Origin of the sequence: Sorangium sp. So ce321, from assembly GCF_051530195.1 — a bacterium.
Lineage (GTDB): Bacteria > Myxococcota_A > Polyangia > Polyangiales > Polyangiaceae > Sorangium.
In genome coordinates this window covers 14,444,744-14,462,911 of sequence record NZ_CP150329.1, presented here as the reverse complement: position 1 = coordinate 14,462,911, position 18,168 = coordinate 14,444,744, and the positions used below count along the sequence as shown (strand labels likewise).

At 74.1% G+C, this 18,168-nt stretch carries 10 protein-coding genes; 7 read left to right on the top strand and 3 right to left on the bottom strand.

Annotation, left to right across the window (positions count from 1 at the left end):
• Positions 1–103 precede the first annotated feature (103 nt).
• On the bottom strand, positions 104–1,300 hold the full coding sequence (locus tag WME89_RS53750) for a hypothetical protein (RefSeq protein ID WP_438007229.1): 1,197 nt from the start codon (positions 1,298–1,300) through the stop codon (positions 104–106).
• Here WME89_RS53750 and WME89_RS53745 point away from each other — a divergent pair.
• From WME89_RS53745 to WME89_RS53715, 7 genes are all read left to right on the top strand, one after another.
• The gene (locus tag WME89_RS53745; protein ID WP_438007228.1) at positions 1,242–6,470 is read left to right on the top strand and encodes a cellulose synthase; all 5,229 of its coding nucleotides are present in this window, start codon (positions 1,242–1,244) and stop codon (positions 6,468–6,470) included. The genes WME89_RS53750 and WME89_RS53745 overlap by 59 nt on opposite strands.
• 126 nt (positions 6,471–6,596) lie before the next feature.
• Positions 6,597–8,144: a serine/threonine-protein kinase gene (locus WME89_RS53740; RefSeq protein WP_438007227.1), complete on the top strand. Its 1,548-nt coding sequence runs from the start codon at positions 6,597–6,599 to the stop codon at positions 8,142–8,144.
• A 136-nt stretch (positions 8,145–8,280) separates the two neighbouring features.
• Positions 8,281–10,668, top strand: coding sequence for a hypothetical protein (locus WME89_RS53735; RefSeq protein ID WP_438007226.1), 2,388 nt, complete (start codon positions 8,281–8,283; stop codon positions 10,666–10,668).
• A 475-nt stretch (positions 10,669–11,143) separates the two neighbouring features.
• Positions 11,144–13,270: a serine/threonine-protein kinase gene (locus WME89_RS53730; protein WP_438007225.1), complete on the top strand. Its 2,127-nt coding sequence runs from the start codon at positions 11,144–11,146 to the stop codon at positions 13,268–13,270.
• Between the two features lie 203 nt (positions 13,271–13,473).
• The gene (locus tag WME89_RS53725) at positions 13,474–14,577 is read left to right on the top strand and encodes a serine/threonine-protein kinase (RefSeq protein WP_438007224.1); all 1,104 of its coding nucleotides are present in this window, start codon (positions 13,474–13,476) and stop codon (positions 14,575–14,577) included.
• Between the two features lie 110 nt (positions 14,578–14,687).
• Complete coding sequence (locus WME89_RS53720; protein ID WP_438007223.1) at positions 14,688–15,326, top strand: hypothetical protein; 639 nt, start codon at positions 14,688–14,690, stop codon at positions 15,324–15,326.
• Between the two features lie 8 nt (positions 15,327–15,334).
• The gene (locus tag WME89_RS53715; protein WP_438007222.1) at positions 15,335–16,294 is read left to right on the top strand and encodes an MBL fold metallo-hydrolase; all 960 of its coding nucleotides are present in this window, start codon (positions 15,335–15,337) and stop codon (positions 16,292–16,294) included.
• Between the two features lie 99 nt (positions 16,295–16,393).
• Here the strand turns inward: WME89_RS53715 and WME89_RS53710 are convergent, their stop codons facing one another.
• Both WME89_RS53710 and mobA read right to left on the bottom strand, forming a co-directional pair.
• Positions 16,394–17,299 (bottom strand): Uma2 family endonuclease, encoded by a 906-nt coding sequence (locus tag WME89_RS53710; RefSeq protein WP_438007221.1) that lies wholly within the window; start codon positions 17,297–17,299, stop codon positions 16,394–16,396.
• Between the two features lie 45 nt (positions 17,300–17,344).
• A complete protein-coding gene (mobA, locus tag WME89_RS53705; protein WP_438007220.1) occupies positions 17,345–18,019 on the bottom strand; it encodes a molybdenum cofactor guanylyltransferase in 675 nt (224 codons plus the stop codon).
• Positions 18,020–18,168: the final 149 nt, after the last annotated feature.

Below are 18,168 nucleotides of genomic sequence, written 5' to 3'. Positions count from 1 at the left end.
CGTCGCGCCGGCCTGGTTTGCCGAGCTTGTCCGGATCGCCGGACGAAGCTGGCTGGGAAGCCAACGCCGACAACGCTCAAATCGCGCGCGCAAGCGCGCAACCTCAGCCCGGCGCGAAGACGTTGCTCGTCGGCAGTTCAGGCACGCCGAAGCTCGGCACGCCGCCGAGCGCGAACGCGCCGCCTGGCGTGAGCGCGCCGCCCGGCGGCGAGCCGCCGGTGGCCGCGAGCGCGCCGGCGACCGCGACCCCGCTGCCAGCGCCGGGCGCGCCGGCGACCGCGACCCCGCTGCCAGCGCCGGGCGCGCCGGCGACCGCGACCCCGCTGCCAGCGCCGGGCGCGCCGGCGACCGCGACCCCGCTGCCGTCGCCGGGCGCGCCGGCAGCCGCGGGTCCGCTGCCGCCGCCAACCCCGCTGCCGCCGCCGAACGTGCCGCTGGCCGCGAGCCCGCTGCCGCCGCCGAGCGTGCCGCCGCCGGGACCGAACAGGACGGCGACGACGAGCGTGCCGCCGCCGGGACCGAACCGGCCGCCGCCGCTGATCCGCCGCAAGGACGGCAGCGTCGCCAGCGGGTCGCTGCCGCCGCCCATGGGGCCACCCCCGGTGATCGGGCCGCCGTCACGGCCACCGCCGCCGCTGCCGCCGGGCGCCAAGGCGCCCGCGTCGACGCCTGGCCAGGTCAGCGCGCCGGCTCCCGGCGCCGCCCAGGCCAGCACGCCGCCGCCCGGCGCCGTGCAGGCTGGCGCACCGGCGCCCGCGCCGCACGAAGAGCTGCCCCCGCCGCCGGCCCGCTCGCCGCGGCCCCTGCCCCAGCGCTCGCAGAGCCCGAACCGCGCCGGCGCGCCGCCTGCTCCGGGCTCCGGCGCAGGCAGACCCGCGCCGAGCTCCCAGCGAAGCGTGCCTACCCAGGCCTCGCCGGCGATCGTCGCGTTCGACGCAGGCTCGACGCCGATGCCCATCTCGGTCGACCCGACGGCGACGCCGATGCCCATCTCGGCCGAGCCGATCTCGTCGCCCACGCCCATCTCGGTCGAGACGATCGAGCCGGCGGCGACGCCCGCGCCGCTCTCGCCCGTGCAGCCGTCGCCGGCGCTCTCGCCCGCCCAGGCATCGCCGGCGCTCTCGCCCGCGCAGCCGTCGCCGGCGCCCTCACCTGCCAAGGCCTCGACGACGCCCTCGCCCGTGCAGCCGTCGCCGCCGCTCGCGCCCGTCCACGCGTCCCCGCCGACGCCGCGCTCGCAGGTGCGCGAGGCGGAGGCGCCCGCGGCGAGCCCGCAGATCGCGCCGCCCGACCTCGCCACCGAGCTCCAGCAGCGCGCCGAGCGGCTCAAGGGCAGCGATCCGGTCGGCGCGGCGCGCGCGCTCGTCGAGCTCGGCATCCACGAGGAGCGAACGCTCAGGGACCCCGCCGCCGCGCGCCGCTCGTACGAGCGCGCACGGCAGCTGTCCCGCTCGCTCGAGCCGGCGCTCTCGCGCGTCCATCGCCTGATCGACGCGCGCACCGAGCTCGCCCTCGCCCTCGAGGTCGTCGAGGACAAGCTCCGCGTCGCCGACACCGACGCCACCCGGGCCGATCTCCTCGCCGAGCGGGCGCGCCTGCTGCAGGCGCTCGGGCGCACGCCGGAGAGCTGCGACGCCTTCACCGAGGCGCTGCGGCTCGTCCCGCTGCACGCCGCGTCGCTGCGCGGGCTGGAGATCGCCCTGCGCCGCGAGAGCGCGCGCGGCACCGAGCAGGCCGGAAGGGACCTCGCGGCGCACCTCGATCGTCTCGCCGACGCCTACGCCCCCGGCCGCGGGCAGCCGGACGGCGACGGCCAGCTCACCGCCTGGATCCACGTCGAGCGCGCCGCCGTGCTCGATCGGAAGCTCCACAGGCCGGAGCTCGCCCTCGCGTCCCTCGAGGGCGCGATCGCGTTCGATCCGGGGCCGGGCCCCGTCCGGGAGGCGCTCCGCCGCCACCTCGTGCACCACGACGGCATCGTCGGCCTCGTCGGCGCGCTGTCGCTCGAGGCCGAGCACGAGCGCGACGACGAGCGCGCGTCGCGGCTGCTCTACACGGCGGCGCGGCTGCTCATCGACAAGATCCGCTCGCCGGCGGACGCCGTGCCCCTCCTGACGCGCGCGTCGGCGCGGGCCCCGGCCGGCTCGCCCACCGCGCGGCGCGTGGTCGGCGAGCTCATCCGCCTGCTCGAGGCGAGCGGCGCCCTCGAGCAGGCCGCCAGCGTGCGCCAGAAGGAGCTCGCGCTCCTCACCGACAACGAGGCGATCGTGCACGAGCACGTCCGCCTCGCGGAGATCCACGACACCCTCGGCAACGCGGAGCAGGCCGCGCTCCACGCGTCGCGCGCGCTGGCCCTCGATCCCGAGGACAGCTCGACGCGGGAGCGGCTCGACCGCGCCCTCCAGCGCCTCGGCCACCACGACGAGCGCGTGGAGGTGTGGACCGCCGTCGCCAACGCGAACCGGCCCACGCAGGTCCGGGTCGCGGCGCTCCTGCGCGCCGCGGACATCTGCGAGCACCAGCTGAAGCGGCGCGACGAAGCGCTCGCCATCCTGCGCGCCGCGTGGGCGATCGAGCCGGGCAACAGCGCCGTCTTCGACGCGCTCTCGGCCCTGCTCGCGCCAGATCCGCTGTCCATCGACGAGGAAGATCCGCGCGGCGTGCGGGAGCGGATCGATCTCTACACGCAGGCCGCCAGCGCGACGGACGACCCGACGCGCAAGATCGGGCTGCTCGAGAAGCTCGTCTCCATCTGGGAGGACGAGCTCGCCCAGCCCGCCCGCGCCGTGGAGGAGGTCGAGAAGATCCTCGCCATCGACCCGGAGCGGCGCGCCGCCATCCTCGCGCTGCAGCGCAACGCCGCCCGCGCGGGCGACGCGCAGCGGCTCGCGCGCGCGCTCTGCGCCGAGGCCGAGCTCACGAGCAGCCCGGGCCAGCAGCGCAGGCTCTTCCTGCGCGCCGCCGACATCACCGAGCTCAGGCTCGGCGATCGCGACCGGGCCTCGGCGCTCGTCGACCGCGCGCTCGCGATCGACCCGACCGACCCGGACGCGCTGCGCGCGCGCTTCCGCCTCGACGAGCGGTCCGGCCGCTACGAGGAGGCGCGCCGCTCGCTGCTCAAGCTCATCCAGCGCGACCCCGCGGGAGGCGCGGCGTTCAGCCTCTGGATCGAGGTCGCGTCGCTCGACGAGCGGCGCCTCAAGCGGCCGCACAGCGCCGTCGAGTCCTACCGCGAGGCGGCGCGGCGGAGGCCCTCCCACCCGCAGCCGCGGATCGAGATCGCGCGGCTCCTCCGCGAGACAGGCAACTACGAGAAGCTCGTCGAGGTGCTGAGCGCGCTCGCCGACGAGACGCAGCGGCCCGACGACCACGCCCGGCTGCTCTTCCAGGCGGCCGAGGTGCAGGAGCTCGCGCTCGGGCGCGACCAAGACGCGCTCCGCCTCCTCGCCCGCGCCGACGCCGCGCTCGCCTCGAGCCAGCCCGACCCGGCGATCCTCGACGCGATGGAGCGCATCTACGTCCGGGCCGGCGGCGCCGGCTTCGGCGTGGGCATCGGCGCGCCCGCCGCGCAGCGGCCGGCGACCGGCGCGCGCCCGGCGTCCAGCCTGCCGGGGATGTCCCACTCCATGATCGCGAGCGAGCTCGCGGGGCTGTACGCGCGCTGGCTCGAGCGCAAGCCGCCGGCGCTCGTCGATCACGCGCTCCGGATCTCGCTCGCGCTGGTCCTCGCGGAGAGCAGCCCGCGCCAGGCCATCGAGATCCTGGAGGGGCTCGTCGCCGTCGTGCCGAACCACGTCCCGGCGCTGCGCATGCTGGAGCAGCTCTACCGGCTGCTCGAGGCCCCGACGTCGCTCGCGACGGTCCTGCGCGCCGAGGCCGACGTGTTCACGTCGAGCGTCGCGCGCGGGGGCGCCCTCTGGGAGATCGCGTCGCTCGAGGAGCAGCTCGGGCCGGGCGCCGCGCTCGAGGCGCTCGCCCGCATCGTCAAGGAGGCGCCGCGGGACTCGGCCGCGCACCTCTCGATCCTCCGCATCGCCGGCAGGTCGGGCCCGAACGATCCGGCCGGACAGCGGGTGGAGGTCCTCTTCGCCAGCGCGATCCGCGACATCCGGGAGCTCTCGTCGGACTCCATCGCGCGCGCCCTCTACTTCATCGAGGAGGCGCTCCTCGCCGAGGCGCAGGCCGACGCGGACCCCGCCGCCGCCCGCGCCGCGCTCGCCGGCTTCCGCAGCGCCCTCTCGCTGTGGCCGGAGAGCTTGCTCGCGGCGCGCGGGCTCGACCGGCTCGCGCAGCGCCTCGGCGACAGGGCGAGCGTCATCACCGCCCAGCTCGCGCTCGCCGACCTCGTCCTCGGGGAGCCGGCGCGCGCGATGCACCTCGTCCGCGCGGCGGAGCTCACCGCCGAGGACGCGTCCCCCGAGGCCGCGGCGCGCGCGCTCGAGCTGTACGAGAGCGCGCTCCGCGCGGATCCGAGCTGCGTCGCCGCGGCGCACGCGCTCGCCCAGAAGCTCGCGGGCGACCCCCACCGGCTCACCGACCGCCTCGGCGAGGCGCTCGGCCGCGCCACGAACCGCGCGGCGATCACGCTGCTCGGCACGGAGATCGCGCGCTCGGTGCTGCAGCACCAGGGGCGCCCTGGCGCGATCGACGCCGGCGTGGGCATCGCGGCCGTCCGGCGCGTCATCGACGCGACGCCGAGCGAGCCGTCGGCGCTGCTCCTCCTCGCCCGGCTGCTCACCGTGCAGCGCGTCTGGCTGGAGGCGCGCGACGCCCTGAAGCGCGCCGTGGCCGCGGCGACGGACGCCGAGACCAAGATCGCGGCGCAGTTCCTGATCGCCGACCTCTACGAGGGGCCGCTCGCGAACCCGGCGCTCGCGCAGGACGCGCTCCAGGCCATCCTGTCGATCGACGCGCAGAACCGGCCCGCGCTGGAGCGGCTGCACAAGCTCGGCGTCACGCGCGGCGATCACGCGCTCGCGCTGCGCGCGCTCGGGCGCCTCGTCGAGCTCTCGACCGACCCGAGCGCCCGCGTCGAGGCCGGCCTGCGCCTCGCCGACGCCTACCGCGACGCCGGCGACAGCGCGGGCATGGTCCGCACGCTCTGCGACGTCATCGTGAGCGCGCCGAGCAGCGACACGCGCGGCTGGACGGCGCTCGCGCGGCTGTACCGCGTCGAGACGAGCGAGGGCGCGGCGGCCTACGCCAAGGCGCTCGCGCAGTTGCTCGAGGTCGCCGCGGCCCGCCGCGTCCCGCCCGATCCGCGCTGGCTGACCACGCTCGGCCTGCTCGAGTCGACCCTGCTCATCCGGCCCCGCGACGGGCTCGCGCACCTCCAGCAGGCGGTCGCGCTCCCGAACGCCCCGCCGGAGTCGCGCACCGCCCTCGGCCGCGGCCTCGAGGCCGCGGGGCGCAACTCGGAGGCGGTCCAGGTGCTGCGGGAGATCCTCACGGCCGACGCGGAGGTCATCTCGCGGCTGCCCGACCTCGGCCCCGCGCTCGCCGCGCTCGAGGCGGCGCTCGCCAAGGACGGGCGCGCCGAGGAGCGGGTCACCGTCGAGGAGGTCCGCGCCTGCCTCGGCGAGGTGTCGCCCGAGCGCATGGGCCGGCTGAGGAGCCGGCGCGTCCCGTCCGAGGCGCCCTACGTCGGCGCGTTCGCCGGCCCCGAGATCGGCCGGCTGCTCGTCCCCGAGGCCCGGAGCTCGTGGATCGACGTGGCGCTCGCGATCGCGCCGATCGCCGCGAAGGCGATCCGCTTCGAGCTGAGCAACCTCGGCGTCGGCTCGCGCGAGCGGCTCGGCCCGCGCGACAACCACCCGACGCGGCAGCTCGCCGAGCGGGTGGGCCGCGCGCTCGGCATCGAGGCGTTCGAGCTCTACCTCGTCCCCTCGTGGCAGGGCGCCGCGCGCGTCTTCCCGGGCGATCCGCCGGCCATCGTCGCGCCGACCTCGCTCACCGAGCTGCCGGAGCTCGAGCAGACGTTCGCGCTCGCGCGCCTCTTCGCGCGGGTCGCGGTCGGCTTCACCTTCCTCGACGAGATCCCGGCCGAGGCCACCGACGGCCTGCTGATCGCGTCGATCCGCACGCTCGATCCCGGCTTCGGGTCGGGCGCCATCTCGCCCGCGCGCGAGCACGCCGCCCAGCAGATGCTCCCCGGCGTGCAGCGGGCCATCGGGCGCCGACAGCGCAAGATGCTCGAGGAGATCGCGCCGAGCGTGGCCGTGACGTACGACGCGCGCGCCTTCGTCATCGGCCTGCGCCGGAGCGAGTACCGCATCGGCTACCTGCTCTGCGGCGACGCGCTCGCCGCGATCGACTACCTCCGCCGGTACGATCGCGACATCGCCCGCTCGACCGAGGAGCCGCGCCTGCTGCTCCAGCACCCGGTGTCGAACGAGCTCCTGCGCTACGCGCTCTCGGCCGAGGCGTTCGCCGAGCGCCGCCGCGCCGGCTCGATCTGGCCAGCGGTGTAGGGGAGTCCCCTCAGCCCCTCTGCAACGACAGCGGCGCACACGCGCCGCTGCGTCGCTCACGTATTTGTTCGACCCGAGCGGCGCAGGGGCGTCTCAGGCGCGCGGCGCCGGCCCCGCGGACGGCGCGTGGTATTCTTGGTCTGCTTGACCAATAACCTGGTCCCGGGCGCCCTGGTGGCGAGTCGCTATCGGGTCGATCGCCAGCTGGCCGAGGGCGGCATGGGGGTCATCTGGGCCGCCACCCACCTCGCGAGCGGCGAGCGTGTGGCGTTGAAGATGCTTCGTCCAGGCGCGACGGAGGACGCCTCGATCCGCCGGCGCCTCCTCCGGGAGGCGCGCGCCGCCGCCGCGGTCGATCACCCGAACGTGCCGTGCATCCACGACGTCCTGGAGCTCGACGACGGGACCCCGTTCCTCGTCATGGATCTGCTCGAGGGGGAGTCGCTCCGGGACAAGCTCCTGCGCGAGGCGCAGATCCCCCTCCCGGATCTGTCGCGCATCCTCTTGCCGGTGATCTCGGCGGTCGGCACCGCGCACGCGCTGGGCATCGTCCACCGCGACCTCAAGCCCGACAACATCTTCCTGCTCACGCCCGAGGCGGCGACGGCGCCGGGCCCGCCCGGGTCCGGCCCTCGCGCCGCGCTCGTCGACGCGCGCGGCGCCGCCGCGCTGGATGCGCGGGACGACGAGGTCTCCCGGGTCCGGGTGCTCGACTTCGGCATCGCGAAGCTCACCGCGAGGCACGGCCAGACCGCGTGGACCTCGGGGCGCACCGGGACCGGCGAGATGCTCGGGACGCCCTACTACATGTCGCCCGAGCAGATCCTCGGCGAGCACGACGTGGATCACCGCGCCGACATCTGGTCGCTCGGCGTCATCCTCTACGAGTGCCTCACCTCGGTCCGGCCCACCGAGGCCGAGAACATGGGCAGGGTGCTGAAGCGCATCCTGACCGGCGCGATCCGGCCGATCGGGGAGATCGCGCCCGCGCTGCCCGCCGACGTCGCGGCGATGATCGATCGCATGCTCTGCCCGGACCGCGCGCGGCGCCCCGCCGACCTGCAGGAGGTCGGCGCGCTCCTCGGGCCGTACGCGGGCGTGGCGCTCCGCCCGTTCGGCCCCCCCGCCGCGCCGGGCGAGCCGCAGGGCGACGCGCCCGCCGTGGAGGCCCGCACCGGCGACGCGCTCTCGGCCGGCGCCGCCGACCTGGACGGCGAGGCGTCGCTCGCGACGCTGCGCGCGGGCAGCCTCCTGCCGGCGCCCCCGTCGAGCACCCCGCTGCCCCCTCACCTCGCCCGGGCGGCCGCGCTGGAGGCGCTGGAGCCGGCCGCCGCCGCGCCGACCTCCGCGCCCGAGCCGGCCGCCGCCGCGCTCGCCGGGGCGGCGGCCGTCGCTCCGGGGGCGCGCGCCGCCCGGCGCGCGGGGGTCAAGCTGATCGCCGCCGCGCTGCTCGTCGCGGCCGGAGCAGGCCTGTCGCTCCTGCACTGTTCGACGTCATCGGCGCACGAGGCGCCGCGCATCTTCTACGTCGCGCCGGGCGCCAATTACGTCGCGCCGGGCGCCAATGCGCCCGGCGACATCGTCGCGCCGGGCGCCAGTGCGCCCGGTGCCGCGGACGCTCCGCCGGACGTCGAGGTGAGGGAGTCAACCCAGGGTGAGCCGGAGATGCCTTGAGGGATATGCCTGAATAGCTCGTGTAGGGTCTCCCCGACTGCTGTCATGATGCGTTGAGACGGCGTTCGGGAGGAGTCGGATTCCTGTTGCGCCGGGCCTTTGAACAGGGTGACGTTCTCTCACCTTAGGAGAGAGCATGCCTACCGAAGTCATCGTCCGGATCCGTTCTCCTCGCGGGATGGTCGACTTGCCTGGCACGGTGGATGCCGTCGGTCCGGCCGCGTCCGCCGCATTCGAGGAGCGCAAGTCCACGCCGGGGATTCGCCTGCTGGCGGTGAATGACAACGACTATGCCATCTCTCTCCAGGCGCCCGTGCCCGCGGCGGACCTCGCGGCGCTGCGCGAGCGCGAGGGCCGGGCGGTGCTCATCGTGTTTCCGGGGCGCACGCCGGTGCGCCGGCGGCTGCAGTCCGTCGCCGTCTCCACGATCGAAGTCGAGCCGGATCAAGGCGTGGCGTCGCAGGCGGCGCCCATCGATCTGAACGGCGGGCGCGAGGGCGCCGCGCCGCTCTGGCTCTTGCCCGTCGGGGTGTTCAGCGCGAGCCCGGCCCTCGCCCCGGACGGGATCGCGGCCAGCGACGCCCTCGTCACCGCCGCCCGGTGGATCTCCTCGCGGCGGACGAGCACGTTCACGCAGCTGTTTCCGCCGAGCGCGTTCCACCCGGAGGAGCCGCTGCGCAAGGAGCGGCTCTCGGCGGGCCGGGGCATGGCGGTGCTGGAGCAGGCGCGCGCGGCGCTCGCCGACGCGGCCGTTGGCGGCGAGGAGGCGCGGCGCGACCCGACGGCGGCCGCGACCCTCCGCTCCGCGGCGCTGACCATCCTGTCGCACCTCGTCGCGACGTCGCTGGACGACCGCGGCTTCGCGCCGATCGCCGAGCGCGCCGCCGAGGAGATCTTCGCGCTCATCGAGAAGGAGGCGGGCGACGAGACGGCCCGGCCGGCGCTGCGCGCCCACGCGATCCAGCTGCTCCAGCTGCGCGCCCCGGGGCTCACGACGGCCCAGCAGGAGCGCGCGCGGGGGCTCGTCCGCGGGCTGCTCCGCGAGGCGCCGCCCTACGACGAGCTGACGGGCCCGTGGAATTTCGCCGTGTGCAGCGGCTCGGAGTTCCACGAGGGCGAGTGCCGCATCCTCGTGTCGACCTATGGCTTCAAGGAGATCGCGCTCCCGCCGGGCGCGCCGCCGTCGCCGAGCGGCTGGAGCCCCTACCGCGCCTTCGAGGCCCCCTTCAAGACGCCCGCCGGCGAGCCCATCCGCGTCTTTGCCCGCACGGCCACGCCGCGGGACGAGAACCTCGAAATGGGGATGAAGTTCTTCATCGGGTTGCTCATCAACCGGCACGCCCAGCTCGGCTCCTTCGACCTCCGCGCGGCCGCGGTGAAGGTGAGCCAGGAGGGGTACAAGCTGATGATGAACTCGCAGTGCGCGGGGCTCACCACGCGCTTTGCCATCTCGCAGGCGTTCCCTGACGCGGACATCTACTCTTCCTGGGACTCGACCTATTTCCGGGTCGGCGCGGACGGGATGGTGACCTCGTCCGAGGGGCTCGATTGCTTCGTCGCCGCGCTGCGCGGCATGAGCGAGCGCGCGTCGCACGCAGAGCTCGACGAGCGCATCCGGAAGGCGCAATGGCACCACCCGCAGGCGCAGGTCCCCGGGTTCTCTCAGTTCGTCGGGCCCTCGCACGCGCTCGTCGTGGCCCGCTACTCCGATGTGAACCGGGACGGGCGCGCGGATTACTACGACGGCTTCCTCGACTTCCAGCTCACGGAGATCGCCGAGGACATCCAGGGCTCGATGGCGCCGCGCGACCCGGGGGTGAGCGCGTCGCAGATCAGCGGCGAGGCCGCGGCCGGCCTCAACTGGGCGGCCGGCAGCCTCAATCGGGTGGCGCAGTACTCGGATATCTGGGCCGGGCTCGCGGGCCAGAGCGAGCTCTATTATGTCTTCCAGTCAGGTGGCTTCTTCAGCCACCGCGAGCCGCCGCACGACGTGCCGACCGGCGACGCCGTCCGGCAGGAGCTCGGGCGGCTCCCGGCCGTCACCCGCTATCAGAAGAGCACGGAGGCGCTCGGCGGGCTCTCTGTCGACGTCATGTTCCACAGCCACCTGAGCCACGCGGCCCAGGAGCTGAAGCGCCTGCTCTGCGCCGCCGACGCCATGCGCCGCGCCTTCGATCTCGGCTATCTCACGGGCGGAGAGGCGCTGTCGACGCCGAGGGGCCAGCGCTGCGCCATGCTCCTCACGATGGCCGGGCTCCTGGAGTTCCCCGCGGATCAGAACTTCATCGACGGCCTGTGGTCGATGGCGCTCAAGGCGCTGCGGCTGCCGCAGATCTCGCGCACCACGGTGCGCTCCTGCATCACCGACGAGGACCACGAGCTCTCGAACTACTATGGATCGCGGCGCGGGCTGAACCAGCTCCTGGCGGCGCTCGAGAAGAGCGATCCGGTGACGTTCGAGCAGCTCGGCGCCGAGGATCCGCTCATCGGGAGGCTGGCGGAGATCGACCTCGGCGGGGCCTGACGCCGGCCCCTGCCCGCGCGGAGCCTCCCTTATCCCTCCGTGAAGCAGCTCTGCTCGCCACCACGGGAGCGTGCATGTCGATGCTGCCGCCGGGCGGCGAGCGCCGCGGCCCGACACACGGGCTCGCTGGGTGCGAAGCAGCGATCAGCCCGACGACATGAGGCATCCCCTGAAATTCTTCGGAAACTCACGGGAGGCGGGGAGACGGCGAGAGAAATCTTCAAATACTCGCTGTCTCCGGCCTCCCCGTTCAATTTCCCCGCTGAAATGGCTGCAAATGAGGGGATTCCTCGGCCCGACGACACGAGGGCGTCACCGGCAGGGTGAGCTCGGGTTACCGGTCGAGATGCGGCAGCTTCGGCCAGGGACGGTCGGCGCGATCCGGCATGGCCTGTACGCGACCGATTGCGTCGACATTGGATGGCGCTGGCGCGCCAGGCGCTCGGTCCGAGCATGGCTCCGGGCGCCGGGTCGGATGCTTGAGGCCCCCCTGTTCGTCGTCGTACACTCGACGGGGATGAGGTTGTTGCAGGCGGCCGCGCGGATCGGGCTGCAGCCGGGTGACGATCCGCGGCTGCGCCAGCACAAGCGGATCCTCACGCTCACGGCCGCGCTCAAGGCGTGCGCGTGCCCCGTCTGGGCGATCGCCTATGCCGCGAGCGGCGATGTGCGCTCGGCGGCGATCCCGCTCGGCTACATGGCCTGTACGGTCCTGAGCCTCGTCCACTTCGCCCGGACCAAGTCGTTCGCCGGGTTCCGCTTCCGCCAGGCCCTGCTCATCTTCGCGCTGCCGTTCCTCATGCACGCGAGCCGCGGCGGGTTCGACGCGTCGAGCGGCGTCGTCCTGTGGGCGCTGCTCGCGCCGCTGACGTTCGTGCTGTTCCACAGGGCGCGGGCGTCCATCCCCTGGTTCACCGCCTACGCGCTCCTCGTGGCGGCGGCCGGCGCGGTCGACCCCCTGCTCTCGGCGCGCGCGCCGGAGACGCCCCCGGCCCTCATCGCCTGCTTCTTCGCGATGAACATCCTCACCGTGTCGGCCATCGCCTACGCCGCGGTGCAGTATTTCGCGCGCCAGCTCGCGGAGGAGCAGGAGAAGCTCGCGGAGCTCGTCGCCTCCTCGGCGCAGGCGCTCGACGACGTGGCGCGCTGGTCGTGCGCCGCGTCGGCGCAGGTCGCGGAGGCGATCGGGGCGCGCGAGGTCGCGGTGTGGAAGGCCGAGGAGCAGGAGATGGTCAGTATCACGGCCACGACCACCGAGGCCCCGTCCGCCGAGGCGCTGCGCGGCGCCGCGCTCACGAAGCAATCGCTCCCGAGGGCGTCGGACGTGGTGGTCCCCGCCGTCGGCCTGTCGGGCGAGATCCACGGCGCCCTGGTCATCGTCGGCAGCAGCGTCGTGTGGAGCGACACGACGAAGCGGCTCGTCGACTCGTTCGCTCACCACCTCGGCAGCGCGCTCGAGCTGTCGCGCATGCGCAAGGAGCTCGCCGGGGCGGCGGAGCGCCGGAAGGCGACCCTCGAGGACATGGTGAGCCGCGGGATCGACGTCCTGCAGATCTGCCCGAGCTGCCATCGTTGCTACGATCAGGGCGCGCCGCAGTGCAGCGACGACGGGACCGCGCTGAGCACGCCGCGGCCGTTCCCTTACCGCGTCGCCGGGCGGTATCGCCTGACCCGGGTCGTCGCGGAGGGCGGCATGGGCAGGGTGTTCCAGGCCAGGGACGAGCGGCTCGGGCGCGACGTGGCGATCAAGGCCATCCGGACAGAGCACTTCAACAACGACGACGTGCGCGCGCGCTTCGCGCGGGAGGCGCGCATCGTCGCGCGCATTCACCATCCGTCGGTGGTCGAGGTGTACGACTCGGGCGAGCTCGAGGACGGCTCGCTCTATATCGTCATGGAGTGGCTCGAGGGCTGCAACCTGGCCCACGCCATGAAGCACAACGGGCCCGGGACGCCGCTCCAGGTCGCGCTGCTCCTGCGCGAGGGCGCCTCGGCGCTCGCGGCAGCGCACGCGGCGGGGCTCGTGCATCGCGACGTGAAGCCGGAGAACATCCACCTCGTCCCGAGCACGTCGCCGGGCGGCTTCCGGGTCAAGATCCTCGATTTCGGCATCGCCAAGGAGCTCTCGGCGGACGTCAGCGCGACGTCCACGGGCATCTTCCTGGGGACGCCGCTGTACATGGCCCCCGAGCAGGCCACCGGCAGGCCGGTGGACGCGCGCAGCGATATCTATTCCTTCGCGGCGGTCGCCTACCAGGCGCTCACCGGGCGGCGCGTCACGCTCGGCGACGACATCTCCACCATCCTCTCGAGCCTCTCGCACGCCCCGCCGCCGCCCGTCTCGTCGCTGCTCCCGGGGACGCCGCCGGAGGTCGACGACGCCTTCGCCGGGGCGCTCGCCGTGTCCCCGGACGGGCGCCCCGGCGACATCGAGGGGTGGGTGAGCTCCTTCGTCGACCTCCTCGACGGGCTGCCCCGCCGGTGCCGGGGCTGGCGCGTCGCGGGCGTCACGCACGATGAGGACGACTTCAGCCGCGTCGACACGGTCCGCATCAACGAGCCCGGGGCGAAGCTCCAGTCGGTCGCGCCGCGCGCGTCCTGAGCGCGTGAGCGCATCGTGAGCGCCCGAGCGCATGCGCGTGTCCCGAGCGCGCTGCCATCGCGCTGTGAGCGCGCCGCCAGCGCGTTGCGAGCGCGTTGCGAGCGCGCCGTGAGCGCGTCGCGACCGCGTGAGGGACCGGCGCCGCGGGAGGTCGGGCCTTGCAAACAGGGGGATGGAGGGGGTATGCCCGGAACGGGACCTCCATGCTGTGCCCTCGTTGCCACCGGCGGTACGCGGATGATCACCGCTTCTGTCCGCACGACGGGGAGAAGCTGGTCAAGAGCCTCGACATCCGGCGGCTCCGGTCGCAGCCCACCGAGCACGTGGGCACCGTCGTGGCCGGGCGGTACCGGGTGCGAGGCCTGATCGGCAGCGGCGCGATGGCGCAGGTCTTCCTGGCGGAGGACACCCAGAACGGCGCGCCGGTCGCGCTGAAGCTCCTGGAGCCGAGGTTCCGCCGCGTGCCCAAGGTGAAGGCGCGGTTCCTCCTCGAGGCCAAGGCCGCTGCCACCGTCGCGCACCCGAACCTGGTCGAGGTCCTCGATATAGGCCTTCACGAGGAGTCTCCTTACCTCGTGATGGAGTACCTCGCCGGAGAGTCGCTGAGCTCGATGCTCCTGCGCGACAAGCGCCTGTCTCCGGAGGCTGGCGTGCCCATCCTGCTGCAGGCCGCCGCGGGGCTCGGCGCGGCGCACCGCGCGGGGATCGTCCACCGGGACATCAAGCCGGCCAACGTGTTCCTCGTGGGCGAGAGGGGCGACGCCTGGGCGGCCAAGATCGTCGATTTCGGGTTCGCCAAGCTGTACGAGCACTCGGGGCTCACCCAGGCCGGTGTGACCGTCGGCACGCTGGAGTACATGGCGCCGGAACAGACCATCAGCGACCCGCCCGACGCGCGGACGGACGTCTATGGCTTCGGCATGCTCATGTACCGGATGTTCGCCGGCCGGCTCCCCTTCAGCGTCGCGAGGAGCTCCGGCGCCTCGGTGTCGCCGGCCATGGAAGAGGCCATGGTGCTGGCCAACCAGCTCATGACGCCGGCCCCGCCGCCCGGCCTGGGCGCGGGCCCTGTGTGGAGGGCGCTCGAGGCGGTGATCATGAAGTGCCTGCGCAAGCGGCCGGAGAACCGGTATCCGTCGATGGAGGCGCTCAGCGACGATCTCGGCCGGCTCGGTCGGCCGGGCGCGCTGGCGGCGGACGCGCCGATCGCCTCGCCCGACGTGTACGCCGCGAAGACGCCGTATGGCGAGCACGCGGCGCGGTTCCTGTACAAGCAGCTCGGCAAGGTGTACGGCGCAGCGCCGTAGCGGGGCGAGCGTCGGATCCGATCATGAGCGTGGGAAAGAAAGATCAGCGCTCTTCCCGCCCTCCTCGGAGCTCCCTCTGCGCGGCTCGGACCACGACCCGTGGTCGCGGCATGTCCGGCATATCCGGCATGCGCGGCTTCGCAGGGCGTCGCGCGCCTGCGCTGGGCGTCTGCGCCGCGGTCCTCGGCTGGCCGCTCGCCGCCCGCGCCGCGGCCGAGCCGCCGCGATACGCCGCCGCGACGGAGCCGCCGCGATATGCCGCCGCGACGGAGCCGGACATCCGGTTCACCCTGCCCTGGTTGTTCGTCCAGCTCGTGCCGAGCCCCGAGCTGTGGATCGGGCCGAGCGGGACGCACTTCGGGGTCCGCTGGCAGGTGACGCCGGTGCTCTACTCGTTCGGGATCAACCGCAAGCTCTCGCCGTGGCGCGCCTTCATCGCCGAGCCGCTCACGCGGCACGCGGGCTCCATCGAGCTGTTCGGCTCGTCTGAATACATCGCCGGTGCCGGCGATCTCGCGGGGAGCTGGATGGCCCGCGGCGGCGTGCGCGCCTATTTCCCGCTCCTCGATCGGGGCGATTATCTCTCCTGCTCGCTCGGCGGCTCCGCGCTGTACTTCCGCGAGCAGGTGGCGGCCTCGTACGAGGCAGGGCTGTATACCCTGTTCGGCGGCCTCGGCGCTCAGGTGACCTACACGCCGACGGCCGCCTTGCGCTCGACCACGATCACGCTCAGCATCCGCTACTTCTGACGCCGCGCATGGCCACGCGCCCCTCCTCGTCCCCGGCCCGCTCGCTCGCCGCGGCGCTCCTCGCGACGCTCCTCGCGACCACCGCCGTCTCGTGCGTGCCCGCGCGCATCCTCGCGGGCAACGTCGCGACGATGTTCGATAGCCCCCGGCCCGTGCAGAGCAAGGTGCGCGCGCCGTATCGCCCGGAGGCGCGGCTCTCCGCCCTCTGGGTCGGGCACGCGACCGTGCTTTTGCAGATCGACGACAAGATCATCCTGACCGACCCTGTCTTCACGGACACCGTTGGCGTCATCGTGAAGCGGCTCGTCGAGCCGGGGCTCGATCCGGAGGATCTGCCGCCGGTCGACGCCGTCCTCATCTCGCACATGCACCTCGACCATCTCTCGCTGGGGTCGCTGTCGCTCATCGAGGAGAAGGTCCGCGCGCTGCTCGTACCTCGGGGCGGGCTCGTCTATGTGCCAAACTACGCGTTCGATTCGGTCGAGGTCCCGACCTGGACGACATGGCAGCAGGGAGATCTGAAGATCACGGCGGTTCCGGTGTGGCACGCCGGCTACCGCTACGGGCTGGACCAGGCCTGGATGACGGAGAGCTTCACGGGCTATGTCGTCGAGTACCATGGGCTCACGGTCTACTTCGGCGGTGACACTGCCTACGAGCGCGATTACTTCGTGAAGACGCGCGCGCGGTTCCCCGCGATCGATCTGGCCGTCCTGCCGATCGCCCCGATGGGGCCGCACGAGTACATGGCGCCGAAGCATGTGGATCCGGCGGAGGCGGTCCAGGCCTTTCTCGATCTCGGGGCGCGGCGGATGATGGCGATTCATTTCGATACCTTCATCAACAGCACCGACACGTTCGGCGAGGCGCCTCGCGAGCTCCGGCGCGTCATGGCGGCGCGCGGGCTGGGGCCGGACCGGGTGTTCGTCCCGAGGCACGGAGAGCAGCGGGTCCTGATCGCGAGATAGGTACCGGGAGCGCGGCGGCGACGGACGCCGTCGCGCAAGCCGCAACGGGGGCAGCCTCTGGTCAGGGGAGCTGGGCGTGCCTCGGAGGAGGCGCGCGCTTCACGACCCGCCCCTCCCCTTCAGGCGCTCGATCTCGGCCAGCGCCTTGGCGAGGCGACGCTCGACCTCCTCGCGCAGGCGCGCCTCTTCCTTGCGCAGGCGCGCCTCTTCCTTGCGCAGGCGCGCCTCTTCCTTGCGTTTGCGGGCCTCCTCCTTGCGCTTGCGGGCCTCCTCCGCGGCCCGCTCCTCGGCCGCTCGCGCGCGCACCTCCAGGCTGTCGAGCATGGACTCGAGCGTGCCGATCATCTCGTCCGCCTCGAGCAGCGCCGAGCTGCCGTGGAAGAAGCGCAGGCGCTCCTCCTCGATGGCCAGATCGAGCCCGAGCACATGGGAGACGTACCGGCCGCCCTGCGGGATGATCGGCTCGTACCGGCGCGGCCCCGCGCCGGAGCGCGCGCTCGCCAGGGGCAGGCGGAACCCGGAGAGCTTCAGCCGGGCCCGGTCGAAGACGTAGTACTCGGGGATGCCGAGGCGCGCGTACCGCTCGACGTTCTCGGCCAGATCCTTGCGTCGGCGGCCGGAGACGATGACCTCGAGCGCGAAGTCGAGACCGCGCCCCTCCACGCTGACCACCCACTTCTCGCGCCGGTGCACGGGCACGTCGAGCACGGCCATGACGTCGGGCGCGAACATCCGCTCGCCCGGGTAGTACACGGGCAGATCGCAGGCGAGGTACACGCGGCGCCCGATCCGGGTGAAATAGCTGCCGAGCGCGGAGCGGGCGCCGACCTTCGCGCCGAAGTGCTCGTCGCCCTCCGGCGGTGACGCCTCGGAGACGGGGAACTCGGAGGGGAGGCTCGCGACAACGCGCGCGCGGCCGGCCGGGCTGAGGCGAGCCCAGACCTCCTCGGAGGGCGCGCGCGGATCGTCGGGATCGACGCGGTACAGGGCAGCCGGCCGGCGCATCACCGCAAGAATAGCCGGCGCGACGGGTCCATCCCAGGCCGCGATTCACGGACGGCCGGCCGTGCCTCCCCGTAGGGGATCGGCCGCGCCCTCCAGCTCGCGCAGGGCCGCCGTGTAGTCCTCGGGCGTGTTCAGGTTGCGCAGCGACTGGAGCGCCGGATCCGCCTCCAGGAGCCGCGGATCCGCGAGCAGGAGCTCCGGCTCCGCGACCAGCGTGCGAGCCCGCTCGAACAGGGAGGACAGCCGCAGGCTGCCCTCCGCGAGCAGCGCCTCGGCCTCGCCGCGCACCGAGCAGGCGTACACGGCGCCGAGCGGGTGATGGTGCCCGTCCGCCCGCGGCACGGCGACGGCGTAGCCGCCCGCCTGCAGGTCCGCGAGGCGCCGGACGAAGGCGGGGTGCAGGAAGGGCGCGTCGGTCGCCGAGACGTAGGCCCGCTCTGCCAGCGGCGCGACCGCCGCGAGCCCCGCCGCGATGCCCTGCAGCGGGCCGCGGCCCTCCTCCGGGTCGCGCACGACCTGCACCCCCTCCGGCAGCGGCGGCAGCTCCTGCCCGGGCGCAGCGACCACCGCGATCGGCCACGCCGCCTCGCCGAGGCGCCGCACCACCCGCTGGAGGAGCGCCTCGCCCCCGAACGGCAGCCACGCCTTGGGGCGCCCCATCCGGCTGCTCCGCCCGCCGCACAGCACCACGCCCGCGAGGCCGGCCGCGCGCCCCGTCACCGCCCGCTCCGCGGTGTCCGCGCGACGCGCTCGCCGTCGCGCGCGCCGAGCTCGCCGGCGTCGCCAGCGTCGATGAAGCGCTGCTCCTGGTCCATGGGCGCCGAGCATGGGCGGGCGCCCGGGCGCCGGCCACCGGGATCGCCGCCTCG

Excerpts from the sequence above, each read along its gene's own strand:
- WME89_RS53715 (WP_438007222.1), top strand. The coding sequence starts at position 15,335 with ATGGCCACGCGCCCCTCCTCGTCCCCGGCCCGCTCGCTCGCCGCGGCG.
- WME89_RS53725 (WP_438007224.1), top strand. The coding sequence starts at position 13,474 with ATGCTGTGCCCTCGTTGCCACCGGCGGTACGCGGATGATCACCGCTTC.
- WME89_RS53730 (WP_438007225.1), top strand. The coding sequence starts at position 11,144 with ATGCTTGAGGCCCCCCTGTTCGTCGTCGTACACTCGACGGGGATGAGG.
- WME89_RS53710 (WP_438007221.1), bottom strand. The coding sequence starts at position 17,299 with ATGCGCCGGCCGGCTGCCCTGTACCGCGTCGATCCCGACGATCCGCGC.
- WME89_RS53720 (WP_438007223.1), top strand. The coding sequence starts at position 14,688 with ATGTCCGGCATATCCGGCATGCGCGGCTTCGCAGGGCGTCGCGCGCCT.
- WME89_RS53735 (WP_438007226.1), top strand. The coding sequence starts at position 8,281 with ATGCCTACCGAAGTCATCGTCCGGATCCGTTCTCCTCGCGGGATGGTC.